Annotated in this window: 13 protein-coding genes; 7 read left to right on the top strand and 6 right to left on the bottom strand. The window is 71.4% G+C overall.

Annotation, left to right across the window (positions count from 1 at the left end; translation table 11 throughout):
• Window positions 1-8: 8 nt before the first annotated feature.
• Entirely contained in the window at window positions 9-224 is a 216-nt protein-coding gene (locus tag M0L44_RS12895; protein WP_252770104.1) for a hypothetical protein, read from the bottom strand.
• Between the two features lie 165 nt (window positions 225-389).
• Complete coding sequence (gene recQ / locus M0L44_RS12900) at window positions 390-2276, bottom strand: DNA helicase RecQ (RefSeq protein ID WP_252770105.1); 1887 nt, start codon at window positions 2274-2276, stop codon at window positions 390-392.
• An 80-nt stretch (window positions 2277-2356) separates the two neighbouring features.
• Here recQ and M0L44_RS12905 point away from each other — a divergent pair, with 80 nt between their 5' ends.
• Window positions 2357-2851, top strand: coding sequence for a cupin domain-containing protein (locus M0L44_RS12905; protein ID WP_252770106.1), 495 nt, complete (start codon window positions 2357-2359; stop codon window positions 2849-2851).
• On the opposite strand, the gene M0L44_RS12910 is transcribed toward M0L44_RS12905, so the two are convergent.
• On the bottom strand, window positions 2830-3246 hold the full coding sequence (locus tag M0L44_RS12910; protein ID WP_252770107.1) for a hypothetical protein: 417 nt from the start codon (window positions 3244-3246) through the stop codon (window positions 2830-2832). The two genes, M0L44_RS12905 and M0L44_RS12910, sit on opposite strands and share 22 nt — an antisense overlap.
• A 144-nt stretch (window positions 3247-3390) precedes the next feature.
• Window positions 3391-4488, bottom strand: a complete 1098-nt coding sequence (locus M0L44_RS12915; RefSeq protein WP_252770108.1) for a YeiH family protein — start codon at window positions 4486-4488, stop codon at window positions 3391-3393.
• Window positions 4489-4598: 110 nt separating this feature from the next.
• Here M0L44_RS12915 and M0L44_RS12920 point away from each other — a divergent pair, with 110 nt between their 5' ends.
• The 6 genes from M0L44_RS12920 to M0L44_RS12945 all read left to right on the top strand — a co-directional run bounded on the left by M0L44_RS12920 (window position 4599) and on the right by M0L44_RS12945 (window position 12956).
• Entirely contained in the window at window positions 4599-5519 is a 921-nt protein-coding gene (locus M0L44_RS12920; RefSeq protein ID WP_252770109.1) for a LysR substrate-binding domain-containing protein, read from the top strand.
• 109 nt (window positions 5520-5628) lie between these two features.
• Window positions 5629-6144 (top strand): single-stranded DNA-binding protein, encoded by a 516-nt coding sequence (ssb, locus tag M0L44_RS12925; RefSeq protein ID WP_252770110.1) that lies wholly within the window; start codon window positions 5629-5631, stop codon window positions 6142-6144.
• Between the two features lie 48 nt (window positions 6145-6192).
• A complete protein-coding gene (locus M0L44_RS12930) occupies window positions 6193-7758 on the top strand; it encodes a tetratricopeptide repeat-containing sulfotransferase family protein (RefSeq protein WP_252770111.1) in 1566 nt (521 codons plus the stop codon).
• A gap of 120 nt (window positions 7759-7878) precedes the next feature.
• Window positions 7879-9891, top strand: coding sequence for a sigma-54-dependent Fis family transcriptional regulator (locus tag M0L44_RS12935; RefSeq protein ID WP_252770112.1), 2013 nt, complete (start codon window positions 7879-7881; stop codon window positions 9889-9891).
• 231 nt (window positions 9892-10122) lie between these two features.
• Window positions 10123-11748, top strand: coding sequence for a flavin-containing monooxygenase (locus tag M0L44_RS12940; protein ID WP_252770113.1), 1626 nt, complete (start codon window positions 10123-10125; stop codon window positions 11746-11748).
• A 20-nt stretch (window positions 11749-11768) separates the two neighbouring features.
• Complete coding sequence (locus tag M0L44_RS12945; RefSeq protein WP_252770114.1) at window positions 11769-12956, top strand: serine hydrolase domain-containing protein; 1188 nt, start codon at window positions 11769-11771, stop codon at window positions 12954-12956.
• A 60-nt stretch (window positions 12957-13016) separates the two neighbouring features.
• Here M0L44_RS12945 and M0L44_RS12950 read toward each other — a convergent pair whose 3' ends face one another.
• Window positions 13017-13715: a fumarylacetoacetate hydrolase family protein gene (locus tag M0L44_RS12950; protein WP_252770115.1), complete on the bottom strand. Its 699-nt coding sequence runs from the start codon at window positions 13713-13715 to the stop codon at window positions 13017-13019.
• A gap of 152 nt (window positions 13716-13867) precedes the next feature.
• Window positions 13868-15256: a sigma-54 interaction domain-containing protein gene (locus tag M0L44_RS12955; RefSeq protein ID WP_252770116.1), complete on the bottom strand. Its 1389-nt coding sequence runs from the start codon at window positions 15254-15256 to the stop codon at window positions 13868-13870.
• Window positions 15257-15346: the final 90 nt, after the last annotated feature.

Here is a 15346-nt window from a genome sequence, read left to right on the forward strand (position 1 = left end):
GGTGTGCCTCACAGGGTGGCCAGTTGCTGGACTTCGTTGCCGAGAATGCGCTCCCACTTGGTGAAGAACGCGTGGAGCTCGGCCGCCTTGGTCGGCACGGGATCAGGGCTGCGCTCCAGGCGCTTGATGAGCAGCTGGGTGCCCAGGTGCTGGGTCTTGAGCTTCTGCAGTCCGCCGCTGGCGAGGCGCTGCCAGCAGGGATGGTTGGCGGCAGGAAGGGTCATGGGGCTTGTCTCCGGTCGGGTCTGTGCCGCCGGTCTCCAGCAGCACACGGCCCCGCTATCGACCTCGCCTCCCGGCGATGAAGAAGCCAAACCTTCATTGACAATCAGATTTAACTGACACGCCAAAAACTGCACACCCGGCCTGCCGGCGGAGTGCCTGAGGACTCAGCCCGGCTGTGCCTCCAGCACCCGCAGGATCTGGCGGCCATAGGCCTCGAGCTTCTTGGCGCCCACGCCGCTGACCTGGCCGAGCTCGGCCAGGGAGCTGGGGGCCTGCTCGGCCATCTGGCGCAGCGTGGCGTCGGTGAAGACGATGTAGGCCGGCAGGTTGTGTTCGCGCGCCACCTCGGCCCGCCATGCCTTGAGCGCCGTGAAGCGGGCCTGGCCCTCGGCGTCCAGCGTGGCCAGCACCGGCGCGGCGGTGCTGCGGCTGCTGCCGGTGCCGCTGCGCGAACGGCGGCCGCGCGGCGTCGGTGCCTTGGGCTCGCGCAGCTCGATCTTTACCTCGCCGCGCAGCACGGCGCGGGCGCTCTCGCCCAACGCCAGGGTGTTGTACTCGCCCTCACTGAGCACATGGCCCAGGGCGATCAGCTGGCGGATCACGCCGCGCCACTGGGCCTCGCTAAGGTCGCGCCCGATGCCCCAGGTGGAGAGCTGCTCGTGGCCGCGCTGGCGGGTCTTCTCGGTGGACTGGCCGCGTAGCACGTCGATCAGGTGGCCCGAGCCGAAGCCGAAACCCGAGTGCTGGTGGCAGCGGTAGATGCAGGACAGGGACATGCGCGCCGCCTCGGTGGCGTCCCAGCGGGCGGGCGGCTCCAGGCAGTTGTCGCAGTTCATGCAGCGCCAGCCCTCGGGGCGCTCCTCGCTGAAGTACTGCAGCAGGCGCACGCGCCGGCAGTCCAGGCTTTCGCACAGGGCCAGCAGGGCGTCGAGCTTGCCGCGCTGCAGGCGCTTGAACTCGTCCTCGGCCGTGCTCTCGTCGATCATGCGGCGCTGGTTGACCACGTCGGCCAGGCCGTAGGCCATCCAGGCCTGGGCCGGCTCGCCGTCGCGCCCGGCGCGACCGGTCTCCTGGTAGTAGCCCTCGATGTTCTTGGGCAGGTCCAGGTGGGCCACGAAGCGCACATCGGGCTTGTCGATGCCCATGCCGAAGGCCACGGTGGCCACCATCACCAGCGCATCTTCGCGCAGGAAGCGATCCTGGTGGCGGCGGCGCACCTCGGCGTCCAGCCCGGCGTGGTAGGGCAGCGCGGCAATGCCCTGGTCCTGCAGCCACTCGGCCGTCTCCTCCACCTTGCGCCGGCTCTGGCAGTAGACGATGCCGGCCTCGCCGGCGTGCTCGTCCTGCAGCCAGCGCAGCAGCTGGGCCCGCGCGTTGTCCTTCTCGACGATGGTGTAGCGGATGTTGGGCCGGTCGAAGCTGCTGATGAAGGTCTGCGCGCTGTGCAGCGCCAGGCGCTCGACGATGTCGGCCCGGGTGTGCTCGTCGGCGGTGGCCGTCAGGGCAATGCGCGGCACGCCGGGGTAGCGCTCGGCCAGCAGGCCCAGCTGCAGGTATTCCTCGCGGAAGTCGTGGCCCCACTGGCTCACGCAGTGCGCCTCGTCGATGGCGAAGAGGCTGAGCTTGCCGCGCTCCTGCAGCGAGTCGAGCATGGCCAGGAAGCGCGGGTGGGTGATGCGCTCGGGCGCGGCATAGAGCGTCACCAGCCGGCCCGAGAGCAGCTCACGCTCGACGTGCTGCACGCCCTCCAGGTCCAGCGAGGAGTTCAGAAAGGCCGCGTGCACGCCGGCCTCTTCCAGCGCACCGACCTGGTCCTGCATCAGCGCGATCAGCGGGCTGACCACCACGGCCACGCCCAGGCCGGCGCGGTGGCGGGCAATGGCGGGAATCTGGTAGCACAGGCTCTTGCCACCGCCGGTGGGCATCAGCACGAGCGCATCGCCGCCGTCGATCACCTGCTGCACGATGGCGGCCTGGTGGCCGCGGAAGGCGGTGTAGCCGAAGACTTCCTGCAGGATGTCGAGGGGAGCGGTCGAGAGCGGGGCGGGCATCGCCCGTCATGGTACCTGCTGCGCCCTGCCCGACGGCGGATGATCAGACTATGCTGGCCGAACCCTCACCTGGAGACGCCATGGATGCCACCACCCTGCGCCAGCAACTGATCCGCTCCATCGACGACGCGTTGGCTGGCCCCGCCGCCCAGACCTTCTCACGCCCGCCGCTGTATCAATCGCACTTCGCCGGTCTGTCCGACGGCACGGCCGCGCTGCAGCTGGGCTGCGGCGTGGACGTGGTGCCCCCCGGCGCGCAGAGCTGCCCCTACCACCTGCACCACGCCCAGGAGGAGATGTTCGTGATCCTGGAGGGCAGCGGCACGCTGCGGGTGGCCGGCGAGCGGCTGCCGGTGAAGGCCGGCGACGTCATCTTCATCCCGGCCGGGCCCGAGTACCCGCACCACCTGATCAACAGCTCGGACGCGCCGTTGAAGTACCTGTCGATCAGCACCAAGCAGCGGCCCGAGCTGTGCGAGTACCCCGACTCCGGCAAGGCGATGGCCTGGGCGCCGGGGGTAAAGGTAGTGCAGCGCCCGGCCGACGCGCTGGATTACTGGGACGGCGAGCCCTGACGGACCGGCGCCCCGCCTCCGACGATGCACTGGCCGATGGCGAAGTCGCAGTGGGCGCCCGGGTCGGCCAGCACCTGGCAGGTGGACATGCGGCCGGACGCCGCGTTGCGGGCCTTTTCCTGCTCGGTCACCTGGGCGGCCAGCGCCTTCAGTTCTTCCTCCCGGTTGACCAGGGTGGACCAGACCAGGTAGCGCGAGGGCCCGCCGCAGGCCCGCGCGCCCACCGGCAGCGTGCGGCAGTGCATGTCGGCACTGCAGCGCGGCGCGCTGGTCAGCTCCTGCAGCTGCAGCAGCGGCGGCTCGGGGGCGGCGCTGCTGCAGCCGGCCAGGACGGCGACGCCCAGCGCGGCGGACAGGCGGAGCAGGGACAGGCGGGCGTGCAGACGAGCGAGCATGGCGGTGCGGGCGGATGGCCGTTCTGGGAAAGGTCGGAACGCGACGGCCACCGACATCGTCAACAGTGACGGTGGTCTCTGCGCCCGACTGTAGCCGGGCTTGTCGCCGACCGTGTGTCCGGCGTGTTCGACCCGCCCGGCCCATCAGCCGCCCAGCAGCTCGGCGCCCCGCACCAGCAAGGCCCCCCCGACCACCAGCCAGGCCCACAGCAGCGTGCCCAGGGCCAGGGGCCGCAGCCCGGCGGCCCGCACACCCGCCCAGCGGGTGTTCAACCCCAGGGCGGTCATGGCCATGGCCAGCATGACCGTGCCGGCCTGGCTGGCCGCGGCCTCCAGCGGCGCGGGCAGCCAGCCGGTGGAATGCAGACCCACCATGGCCAGGAAGCCCCAGGCGAACCAGGGGGTGTGGCGGCCGCGCCGGACGGTGGCCTCGGTCCCTTCGCCCGGCTGGCGCACCAGACGGGACGAAGCCAGCAGCAGCAGGAAGGGCGCCAGCAGCATCACCCGCACCATCTTCTCGATCACCGCCACGCCGGCCACGTCCGTCCCCATGGACCGGCCGGCGGCCACCACCTGCGCCACCTCGTGCACCGTGGCGCCCAGGTACAGGCCCAGGCCGGTGCCGCCCTGGGGCAGGGCCGCCCAGTGCGCCGCCGCCTCGCCCAGCCACGGATAGAGGAAGACCGAGAAGGTGCCGAACAGCACCACGGTGCTGACCGCCACCGTGGCCTCGCCGTTGCGGGCCCGCACCACCGGCTCGGTGGCGATGACCGCCGCCGCCCCGCAGATGGCGCTGCCCGCGCCGATCAGCAGGGACGTGGGCCGGTCCAGACCCAGCCAGCGCGGCCCCGCCCAGGCCGCCAAGGCGAAGGTGGAGGTCAGCATGACCGCCGCCAGCAGCACGCCGGTCAGGCCCACATGGGCCAGGTCCCGCACCGTCAGGCCCAGGCCGAACAGCATCACCCCGGCGCGCAGCAGGCGCTGGCGCGACAGGGCCGCGCCATGTTCGGCCGGGCCCAGCCAGCGCTGCGGCAAGCCATTGCCCGCGACGATGCCCAGCAGCAGGGCCAGGGTCAGCGTGCCGATGCCGTGGTGGTCGAACACCGGCCAGTGGCCCAGGGCCTGGGCCGCCAGGGCCAGCAAGGCACACAGGGCCAGGCCGCCGACATGGCGGCCCAGCCAGCGTCGGCCGTGGTGCAGGCGCCCGGGCGCCAGCGGCAGGGTGGAGGAAGGGGAAGACATGGCGATCTCCGGTTCGGTACAGCGATGCGCCAGTGTTCCGGGGCCGAATCAACCCGTCCAACAGATAGTTTCAGTCATATCAATCGATCCAATCGTTATAAAGTGCCGCCATGGACGTGTTGCACCTCACCCTGCGCCAGCTGCAGATCTTCGTGGCCGTGGCCCGCAGCGGCAGCACCACCGCGGCGGCCGAGGCCATCGCGCTGTCGCAGTCGGCCACCAGCGCTGCGCTGCAGGAGCTCGAGCGCCTGCTGTCGCTGCGCCTGTTCGACCGGGTGGGCAAGCGCCTGCTGCTCAACGACAACGGCCGCGCCCTGCTGCCCCGGGCCGAGGCCCTGCTGGCCGGGGCCGGTGACATCGAACGCCTGGCCCAGGACAGCGACGCCCAGCGCGCCGCGCTGCGCATTGGCGCCAGCCTGACGGTGGCCGACCACGGCGTGCCGGCGGTGCTGGCCGCCTTTCTGGGCGATCGGCCCCGCGCCGCACCGCACTGGCAGACCACGGTGATGGTGGGCAACACCGCGCAGATCTGCGCCGCGGTGGCCAGCCACGCGCTGGACATCGGCCTGATCGAGGGCCCGCACCACGACGCCAGCCTGGTGGCCCAGCCCTGGCTGGAGGACGAGCTGGTGGTGGTGGGCACGCCCGCCGTGGCCGCCGCCCAGGGCAGCACGCTGGCCGACCTGGCCGAGGCTGTCTGGCTGCTGCGCGAGACCGGCTCGGCCACCCGGGAGATCAGCGACCAGGCCCTGGCCCCGCGCATCGGCCCCTACCGGCGGCGCATCGAACTGGGCAGCAACGCCGCGCTGCGCCAGGCCGCGCTGGCCGGCCTGGGCCTGGCCTGCCTGTCGCGACAGGTGGTGGCCGAGGATCTGGCCCGCGGCCAGCTGCAGACCGTGGCCGCCCCGCTGCCGCGCATCAGCCGCCAGTGGCACTGGGTGCTGCAGGCCGGGCGCCAGCCCACGCCCGCGCTGGCCGCGCTGATCGCCCTGCTGCCCACCCTGGCCCAGGCGGACGACACTCCCCCCTGACAGGGGTGGCCGGCCGGGCCGATCGGCGATAATCTCGCCCCTTCAGCGACGGGAATTCCGGGGTGCCTGCACGCCCTGCCCGTGCCCGTCCCCACAGGAGAGCCCCACCTTGGCCAGCGTCAACAAAGTCATCATCATCGGCAATCTGGGCCGCGACCCGGAAGTGCGCTACACCCCCAGCGGCGCCGCCGTCTGCAACCTGCGCCTGGCCACCACCCGCAACTGGAAGAACCGCGAGAGCGGCGAGCGCCAGGAAGAGACCGAATGGCACTCGGTCGTGCTCTACGACCGCCAGGCCGAGATCGCCGGCGAGTACCTGAAGAAGGGCCGCCCGGTCTACATCGAAGGCCGCCTGAAGACCCGCAAGTGGCAGGACAAGGACGGCAACGACCGCTACACCACCGAGATCGTGGCCGAGACCATGCAGCTGCTGGGTGGCCGCGAGAGCATGGGCGGCGGCGAAGGCGGTGGCATGGACGAAGAGATGGGCGGTGGCAGCGGTGGCGGCTACAGCCGTCCGCCCGCCCGCCCCGCCGCCCCGCCGCGGGCCCCGGCCCCCGCCCCCCGTCCCGCGCCGAAGTCGTCCACCGGCTTCGACGACATGGACGACGACATTCCGTTCTGACCGATCCGGACACGCCGGCCTGATGTCCCCACGGTCCCTGCGCGCGCGATGAGTTCCGACGCGGCCCTGCGCCAGCAGGCCGAACGCCACGCGGACCGGCAGGAGTGGGACCAGGCCACGGCCTGCTTCGAGGCCTTGCGGGCGCGCCACCCGGGCGATGCGGACGTGCTGCTGCAGCTGTCCTACATCGCCTCGCTGGCCGGCCGCTACCGGGACGCCCACGCCCATGCACTGGCGGCCGCCCAGGCCGCCCCCACCCGGCCGGACGAGGTGGCCCAGTTGGTCTCCCGGCTGCGCACCTTCAACGAGGTGCCCGCGCTGCGCGACTGTCTGGCGCGCCTGGGCCCGCCCGCGCGGGTGCCGGTGCCACTGCTGCTGGCCTTCGCCGGTCAGTACAGCCACCTCAACCTGCACGAAGAGGCGCTGGCCCTGCTGGACGAGGCGCGGCGCCGCGAGCCCGCCCACCCCTCGGTGCTGGTGGCCCGGGGCCAGGCCCTGGTCTACCTGGGCCGCTTTGCTGAGGCCGAGGCCGAGCTGCGGGCCTGCGTGGCGCGGGCGCCGCAGGTCTCGCGCGCCTGGTGGCTGCTGGCCGGGCTGAAGACCCAGACGACCGAGACCAACGACCTCGGCGCCATCCACGCCCAGCTGACCCGGCCCCAGGTGCCGCGCGAGGCAGCCATTGAGCTGGCCTTTGCGCTGCACAAGGTGCTGGACGACCTGGGCCGCCACGACGAGGCCTGGCAGGCCCTGATGCTGGCCTGCCGCGCCAAGCGCGCCCTGCTGGATTACCGCCCCGAGGACAGTGTGGCTCTGGTGGATGCGCTGACGGCCCTGCCCATCCCCGGCGCTGCGGCCGTGGTGCGGCCGGCCGACGGCCCGGTGCCCATCTTCATCGTCGGCATGCACCGCTCGGGCACCACGCTGCTGGAGCAGTTGCTGCACGGCCATCCGCAGGTGCAGGGCCTGGGCGAGCTCTACGACGTCACCGTGGCCATGCGCGAGGCCACCGACCACCCCTGCCGCGGCCCCATCGACCTGACGCTGGTGCAACGCGCCGCCGCCGGGGTGGACTTTGCCGCGGTGGGCCGCCACTACCTGGAGGGCCTGGCCTGGCGCCTGGGCCCCGAGGCCTGCTTCACCGACAAGCTGCCCTCGAACTTCCTGAACATCGGCTTCATCGCCCAGGCCCTGCCGCAGGCGCGCATCCTGCACCTGCGGCGCGATGCGATGGAGGTGGGCTTCTCCAACCTGCGCGAGCTGTTCCACGAAGCGGCGCCCTATTCCTACGATCTGCAGGAGCTGGGCAGCTTCCACCGTCAGTACGAGCGGCTGATGGCCCATTGGCAGCGGGTGCTGCCCGGGCGCATCCTGGACGTGGACTATGCGGCCCTGGTGCGCCAGCCCGAGGCGGTGATGCGCGAGGTCACGGCCTTCTGTGGGCTGGACTTCGAGCCGGCGATGCTGGACATCGCCCGCAGCCGGCGCGGCGTGTCCACCGCCAGCGCGGTGTCGGTGCGCCAGGGCATCGTGGCACGCAGCACCCCCAAGTGGGCGCCCCATGCCGCTCAACTGCAGCCCCTGGCCGACGCGCTGGGCCGCAGAGGCCCCGTCTGAGCCACCGCGGCTGTCCCGTTTTCGGGACAGCACCGTCCACGGCATCAGGGTGCGGGCCGGCTTGATCCGGCGCAAGCCCTCGGCTCCAATCCGGCTTGGAGACAGAAAGGAGGGCTCGCAATGAGGCCCGATGCCAGTCCGCCCCATGCCAGTCCTTATGTGGGCTTCCAGAAGGACCTGCGCGGCGTGCGCAGCCTGTGGGAGCGCTTCCACGCCGGCATGCTCGACCTCGAGGAGCGGCGCACCACCTACCACGAGCTGCTGCTGGGCGAGTGGCAGCGCTGCACCGCGCTGGGCGTGGATGTGGCGATGACCCGCGGCCGGCTGCTGAGCAGCGAGGAGTTCCGCCGCCGCCAGGAGGCCGAGCAGCTGCTGCTGGAGACCTCGGTGCCCATCGTGCGGGAGGTCAGCAACTTCCTGGTGGACGTGCCGGGCATCATGATCCTGGCCGAGCGCACCGGCACCGTGCTGCACATCACGGGCGACCCGGCGGTGCGCGAGCGGGCGGCCACCCACTCGGGCATCGTCGAGGGCTCTCAGTGGAACGAGCTGACCGCCGGCACCAACGGCGTGGGTACCGCGCTGTCCAAGGGTCGGCCGGTGCATGTGCTGGCGGCCGAGCACTTCTGCGAAGGCTGGCACAGCTGGTCCTGCGCGGCCACCCCGATCTTCGATGCCGATGGCCACACGGTGCTGGGCATCGTGGACTTCACCACCATCGACGCCGACTTCCGCGACCAGGCGCTGGGCCTGACCGTCTCGGTGGCCAACTCCATCCAGGCCCGCATGGCCCTGCACCGCGAGCTGGAACGGCGTCTGCTGCTGACCGCCTTCAGCGACGCCAGCCGCCACTATCCGCACGATGACCTGCTGGCCGTGGACCAGGCCGGGCGGCCGGTGGCCCACACACCCAGCGAACGCTGCCGCCAGCTGGCCGAGCGCTGGCCGACCGAGGCCGCGGCGGTGCGCGAGCTGGTGTGCGACAGCCTCGCCGTGACCGCGCCCAGCACCGGCGCGCCCATCGGCGCGGTGCTGCTGCTGGCCAAACCGGCGGGCTACCAGAAGGTCTTCCGGTCCGAGGCGCGCCCAGCCTGGCCGGCACCCCAGCCCGCAGCCGGCCCCGAGCGGCCGGTCACCCGCTTTGGCGACTTCGTCTCCTGCGACCCGTCCACCCAGCGCATGCTGGAGGCGCTGCGGCGCCTGGCCGAGGCGGACGTGAACCTGCTGATCACCGGCGAGACCGGCACCGGCAAGGAGCTGCTGGCCCGTCACGTGCACGCCTGCAGCCCGCGGCGCCAGCAGCCCTACCTGGCCATCAATTGCGGCGCGATCAGCGAGCACCTGATGGAGAGCACCTTCTTCGGCTACGTGAAGGGCGCCTTCTCGGGGGCCGACCCACGCGGCCGCGCCGGCTACTTCGAATCGGCCCAGGACGGCACGCTCTTCCTCGACGAGGTGGGCGAGCTGCCACCGGCCATGCAGGCCGCGCTGCTGCGCGTGCTGGAGGACGGCAGCTTCCAGCGCGTGGGCTCCTGCGAGCCCCGCCGGGCCCGCTGCCGCATCATCGCGGCCACCCACCGCGACCTGACCCAGCTGATCGCCGAGGGCCGCTTCCGGCGCGACCTGTACTACCGGCTCAAGGTGGCCCAGCGCTGCATCCCGCCGCTGCGCGAGCGGCCGGATGACATCACCCTGCTGGTCGAGCAGTTCGCCGAGCTGATGCGGCGCAAGCATGGCCTGCAGAGCGTGCGCTTCACGCAGGCGGCGATGGACGCCCTGCGCCGCTACGCCTGGCCAGGCAATGCCCGCGAGGTGCGCAATGCGATCGAGACCGCGGTGCTGTGCGCCAGCGGCACGATCGACCTGGACTGCCTGCCGCCCGAACTGACGCAGGCCCCGCCGCCCGCCGCCCCGCAAGAGCCCGATGGCCCGCAGCATGCGCCCGATGGCATGGCCGCGGTGCGGGACTACGAACGCCAGCTCATCGTCGGCATGCTGCGCAAGTACCGCAACGTCAGCCAGGTGGCTCATGCGCTGGGCCTGGCCCGCTCCACGCTGTACCGCAAGTTCGCCGAGCTGGGCATCCAGCAGGCCGAGGTGCTGGGCGGCGACGAGGGATCGCATCTGTCCTGAAGGCGCCTGAAGGCGCGAGGCTGTCCCGCGGCCGGGACAGCCTGTCCGGACACCTTCCGCCCGCCGGCTGTCTCCAACGTTCTCTGGCGCCCGCTTCTGCGCCGTTTTCGACCAGTCCGCCCCAGGAAAACCCCGCCGGCCGCGCTGGCCCGGGGCTTGCGCTGGAGGGATCCGCCGGGGCCGCAGGCCACCGGCATCCACCATCCCCCAGAGGACTTGAAGGAGACAGCCATGAATGCACCCCGCGACCTTCCCGTGACCCGCCTGGACGCCGCCGTGATCGGCGCCGGCGTGGCCGGCCTGTACCAGCTGCACCGCCTGCGCGAGATGGGCCTGGACGTGCGCGCCTACGAGACCGGCTCCGGTGTCGGCGGCACCTGGTACTGGAACCGCTACCCCGGTGCGCGCTTCGACTCGCAGGCCGAGATCTACCAGTACTGGTTCGACGAGGCCATGTACAAGGCCTGGCAGCCCAGCGAGCGCTTCCCGGCCCAGCCCGAGACCGAGCGCTGGCTCAACTGGGTGGCCGACCGCATGGACTTGAAGAAGGACATCCAGTTCGACACCCGCATCGACAGCGCGCACTTCAACGAGACCACCCAGCGCTGGGACATCACCACCCGCCAGGGCGAGCGCATCGACGCGCAGTACCTGGTGTGCTGCATGGGCATGCTCTCGGCCCCGCTGACCGACCGCTTCCCGGGCCAGTCCAGCTTCCAGGGCCAGATCCTGCACACCGCTCTGTGGCCCCAGGAGGGCGTGGACCTGAAGGGCAAGCGCGTGGCCGTCATCGGCACCGGCGCCACCGGCATCCAGGTGATCCAGACCATCAAGGGCGAGGTCGGCGAGATGACGGTCTTCGTGCGCACGCCGCAGTACGTCATCCCGATGCGCAACCCCAAGTACAGCGCGGCGGACTGGGCGGGCTGGGGCGAACGCTTCCATGAGCTCAAGCAGCGCGTGCGCAGCACCTTCGCCGGCTTCGACTACGACTTCGACGCGCCCCCCTGGGATTCGCTGACGCCGGCCGAGCGCGAGGCTGTGCTGGAGCGGCTGTGGGACGACGGCTCGCTGTCGCTGTGGTTGTCCTCCTTCCCGGAGATGTTCTTCGACGAGGCGGTCAGCGAGGTGGTCTCCGAGTTCGTGCGCCGCAAGATGCGCGACCGCCTGAAGCACGACCCGGCGCTGTGCGAGCTGCTGATCCCGACCGACTACGGCTTCGGCACCCACCGCGTACCGCTGGAAAACGGCTACCTGGAAGCCTATCTGCAGGACAACGTGCACACGGTGAACTGCCGCAAGACGCCGATCGAGCGCATCGTGCCCGAGGGCATCCAGACCGCCGACGGCACGGTCCATCCCTTCGACGTCATCATCATGGCCGTGGGCTTCGACGCCGGCTCCGGCGCGCTGACGCGGGTGGACATCCGCGGGCGCGGCGGCCGCTCGCTGAAGGAGGAGTGGCAGCGCGAGATCCGCACCGCCATGGGCATGCAGATCCACGGCTATCCCAACCTGTTCAGCACCGCGTCACCGCTGGCGCCCACCGCCGCGCTGTGCAACATGACGACCTGCCTGCAGGCCCAGGTGGACTGGGTGACCGACTGCATCGCCTATGCCCGCGCGCAGGGCAAGACCGTGATCGAGCCGACGCGGGAATTCGAGGATGCGTGGGTGGCCCATCACGACGAGACTGCCAACAAGACGCTGGTGGTCAAGACCGACTCCTGGTACATGGGCTCCAACGTCGAGGGCAAGCCGCGCCGGCTGCTGTCCTACATCGGCGGCGTGGGCAACTATCACCGCCAGTGCGACGAACAGGCCGCCCAGGGCTACCCCGGCTTCGCGATGCGCTGAGCGCAAGGAGACCTGCCACCATGACCCACCACACACTCCAGACCGCCCTCGACGGGCTGCTGCACCAGACCGTGCACCGCCACGGCGGCGTGCCCGGCGTCGTCGCGATGGTCACCGACCGCCTGACCGAGATCTATGCCGGCGCCGCCGGCGTGCGGGAACTGGGCCAGCCTGACCCGATGACGCTGGACACGGTGTTCGCGATCTTCTCGACCACCAAGGCGATGACCGCGACGCTGGCCCTGCAGCTGATCGAGGAAGGCCGGCTGAACCTGGCCGACGCGGCCGGTGACCATGTGCCGGAGATCGACGCGCTGCAGGTGCTCGAGGGCTTCGATGCCGACGGCCAGCCGCGCCTGCGTCCACCCAAGCGGCGCATCACGGTCAACGACCTGCTGCTGCACACCTCGGGCCTGTGCTACGAGTTCTTCAGCGAGGACGACCTGAAGTTCCGCACCGCACGCGACATCCCGACCATCGTCTCCAGCAGCTTCGAGTCGATCCGCACGGTGCTGCTGCACGAGCCAGGCGCGGCCTGGACCTATGGCGTCAACATCGACTGGCTGGGGCGCATCGTCGAGCGGCTGCGCGGCGCGCGCCTGGGCGAGGTGATGCGCCAGCGCCTGTTCGAGCCGTTGGGCATGGCCGACATCGGCTTCCAGATGAGCCCGTCGATGAAGACGCGGCGCGCGGTGATCCATGACCGCGCGGCCAGCGGCCAGCTCACGCCGCTGAGCGACTTCGTGCTGCCCGACCCGCCGCCGATGGACATGGGCGGCCACGGCCTCTATGCCACCGTGGGCGAGTACATGAAGTTCATCCGCATGATCCTCAACGGCGGCCTGGGCCCGAACGGCCGCGTGCTGAAGGCGGAAACGGTGGATGCGATGTCGGTGGACGGGCTGCGCGCGCTGGGCCTGTCGGTGGGGGGCTGGAGCACCTCGATCCCCGCGCTGTCCAACACCGGGGATTTCTTCCCCGGCACGCCCAAGGGCTGGGGCTACAGCTTCCTGGTGAACCGGGAGGCCACGCCTTCGGGCCGCACGCCGGGCTCGCTGATGTGGGCCGGGCTGGCCAACAGCTACTTCTGGATCGACCGCACAACGGGCATCGGGGGCTACTGGGCCACCCAGATCCTGCCCTTCCAGGACGCGGTGTCCTACCCGGGTTTCGTGGAGTTCGAGACCACGGTCTATCACCACCGCTGAAAGCGGGTGGCGGCGCCGGCCAGGTGCCGGGGCCGCCCTCGCCCTCCAGCAGTCAGGCGCTCACTCGGCCGCGCCGATCGTCAGCGCGATCGTGCCCACGCCGGCGATCGAGCCTTCGAGCACATCGCCGGCCACCACCGGGCCCACGCCCTCGGGCGTGCCGGTGTAGATCAGGTCGCCCGGCTGCAGGTGGTAGTACTGCGACAGGTGGGCGATGATGGCCGCCACCGGGTGCACCATCTGGTCGATGTTGGAGGACTGCTTGGTCTGGCCATTGACCCGCAGCTCGATGGCGGCGCTGACCGGGTGGCCGATGGCGCTGGCCGGCGCGATGGGCGAGAGCACCGCGGCGTTCTCGAAATCCTTGCCCAGGTCCCAGGGGCGCTGCTTGTCCTTGGCAGCGTTCTGCAGGTCGCGCCGGGTCATGTCCAGGCCGCAGGCATAGCCGTAGACATGCTTGAGCGCCTCGCCTTCGGCAATGCAGAAGCCCGTCACGCCGATGGCCACCACCAGCTCCATCTCGTGGTGCAGGTTCTTGGTGCCGGGGGCGTAAGGCACGGTACTGCCCGAGGCGACATAGTCCTCGGAGGCCTTGTTGAAGTAGAACGGCGCCTCGCGGTCGGCCACCGAACCCATCTCCTTGGCATGGGCCTCGTAATTGCGGCCGACGCAGAAGATGCGGCGGATCGGGAAGCCCTGCTCGCTGCCCTGGATGGGGGCGATGGCGGGAACGGGTGCGGGGAAGATCAGGGATGGCATGTGTGTGTCTTCTGCGGTGGCCAGGGAAAGCCCAACGGGATGCCGGGACGCCCATCGGCCCAGCCCCACGAGGATAGCCGCGCCGGCCGTCCATGGCCTGTCCGATCCGGAGAAGTCCCGAGCGACCGCAGGGTGGCGGCACACCACGGCACTCAGCCCGCGGACGTGCCGTCCTCGTCCAGCGCCCGCAGCTTGCGGTACAGCGTGCGCACGCTGATGCCCAGGGCCGCGGCCAGGGCCTCGCGGCTGCCCTGGTGGGCCTGCAGCGCGGCGCGCAGGGCCTGGGCCTCGGACTGGCGCAGCGAGGCGCCCTCGGTCGCTGGCCTGGGCTGGGCGACAGGCCCCGGCGGCGGCAGGGGGGCCGACCGCCGCAGCAGGCCCACCGACAGCGCCCGGTCCACCGTCTCGGCGGTGATGTGGTCGCCATCGGTCAGCAGCACCGCCCGCTCCAGCACATTGCGCAGCTCGCGCACATTGCCGGGAAAGGGGTGGCGAGCCAGCTGCTGCACCGCCCCGGCGTCCAGGCTCAGCGGCCGGCCGGGGGTCAGGCGCTCCAGCAGGGCGCTGGCCAGCAGCGGCAGGTCGCCCAGGCGCTCGCGCAGCGGCGGCAGGGCGATGGGGAAGGTGCTGAGCCGGTAATACAGATCCTCGCGGAAGCGGCCCTGGGCCACCATGGCGCACAGGTCGCGGTGGGTGGCGCTGACCAGGCGCACATCGGCGTGGCGCAGCTCGGTGCTGCCCACCCGGCGGTAGGTGCCGCTTTCCAGCAGGCGCAGCAGCTTGACCTGCATGGCCAGCGGGATGTCGCCCACCTCGTCCAGGAACAGGGTGCCGCCGCTGGCCGCCTCCACCAGGCCCACATGGGCCATGTGGGCCCCGGTGAAGGCCCCCTTCTCGTGGCCGAAGAGCTCGCTCTCGAACAGGCTCTCGGGCAGGCTGGCGCAGTCCACCACCACCCAGGGCTTGTTGGCGCGGGCGCTGGCCTCGTGCACCGCGCGGGCCACCAGCTCCTTGCCGGTGCCCGATTCGCCCAGCAGCAGCACGCTGGCCTCCGACGGGGCGACGCGCGCCACCAGGCCCAGCATGTCGCGGAAGGCTGGTGCGCTGCCGATCAGGCCCTGGCGGGCGGGCTGGGCCCGCGCCAGCGGCAGCGCCTCCATCTTCTCGATGAAGAAGGCCTGCTCGCCCTGGGCATCGCGCAGCGGCACCAGCTCGATGTTGACGTAGGCCTCGCCCCGCGGCGTGTGGTGCAGGTGCAGCACCCGCTCGCGCTGGCCGCTGCGGCGTGACAGGGCCAGGGGGCAGCTCTCGCCGGCCTGGTCGCAGGGCACGCTGAAGTGGTGGGAGACCTCGTAGCAGGTGCGCCCGATCACCGTGCCCCGCGGGGCGAAGGCCGCGCGGTAGGCCGCATTGGCCGCCACGATGCGGTACTGGCGGTCGAACAGGATGTGGGGCTCGGGCAGGCCCTCGATGAAGGACACCAGCTCGGCCGGGACGTCCAGGCGCGCAGGGGGCGATGGGGCAGACTGGTCGGTGCTCATGGCAGGCGCCGCTGCCAAAGTCATGACAGCGACTGCCACGCACTATGTCACACCCGCCAGAAACGTCAGTCCGGCGCCCACCCGGATGCC

This window comes from Ideonella oryzae (assembly GCF_024055665.1).
GTDB classification, from domain to species: Bacteria; Pseudomonadota; Gammaproteobacteria; order Burkholderiales; family Burkholderiaceae_C; genus Ideonella; species Ideonella oryzae.

Bases quoted from the DNA above. Each gene is read 5' to 3' on its own strand.
- M0L44_RS12895 (WP_252770104.1), bottom strand. From the start codon at position 224: ATGACCCTTCCTGCCGCCAACCATCCCTGCTGGCAGCGCCTCGCCAGC.
- recQ (WP_252770105.1), bottom strand. From the start codon at position 2,276: ATGCCCGCCCCGCTCTCGACCGCTCCCCTCGACATCCTGCAGGAAGTC.
- M0L44_RS12905 (WP_252770106.1), top strand. From the start codon at position 2,357: ATGGATGCCACCACCCTGCGCCAGCAACTGATCCGCTCCATCGACGAC.
- M0L44_RS12910 (WP_252770107.1), bottom strand. From the start codon at position 3,246: ATGCTCGCTCGTCTGCACGCCCGCCTGTCCCTGCTCCGCCTGTCCGCC.
- M0L44_RS12915 (WP_252770108.1), bottom strand. From the start codon at position 4,488: ATGTCTTCCCCTTCCTCCACCCTGCCGCTGGCGCCCGGGCGCCTGCAC.
- M0L44_RS12920 (WP_252770109.1), top strand. From the start codon at position 4,599: ATGGACGTGTTGCACCTCACCCTGCGCCAGCTGCAGATCTTCGTGGCC.
- M0L44_RS12930 (WP_252770111.1), top strand. From the start codon at position 6,193: ATGAGTTCCGACGCGGCCCTGCGCCAGCAGGCCGAACGCCACGCGGAC.
- M0L44_RS12935 (WP_252770112.1), top strand. From the start codon at position 7,879: ATGAGGCCCGATGCCAGTCCGCCCCATGCCAGTCCTTATGTGGGCTTC.
- M0L44_RS12940 (WP_252770113.1), top strand. From the start codon at position 10,123: ATGAATGCACCCCGCGACCTTCCCGTGACCCGCCTGGACGCCGCCGTG.
- M0L44_RS12945 (WP_252770114.1), top strand. From the start codon at position 11,769: ATGACCCACCACACACTCCAGACCGCCCTCGACGGGCTGCTGCACCAG.
- M0L44_RS12950 (WP_252770115.1), bottom strand. From the start codon at position 13,715: ATGCCATCCCTGATCTTCCCCGCACCCGTTCCCGCCATCGCCCCCATC.
- M0L44_RS12955 (WP_252770116.1), bottom strand. From the start codon at position 15,256: ATGAGCACCGACCAGTCTGCCCCATCGCCCCCTGCGCGCCTGGACGTC.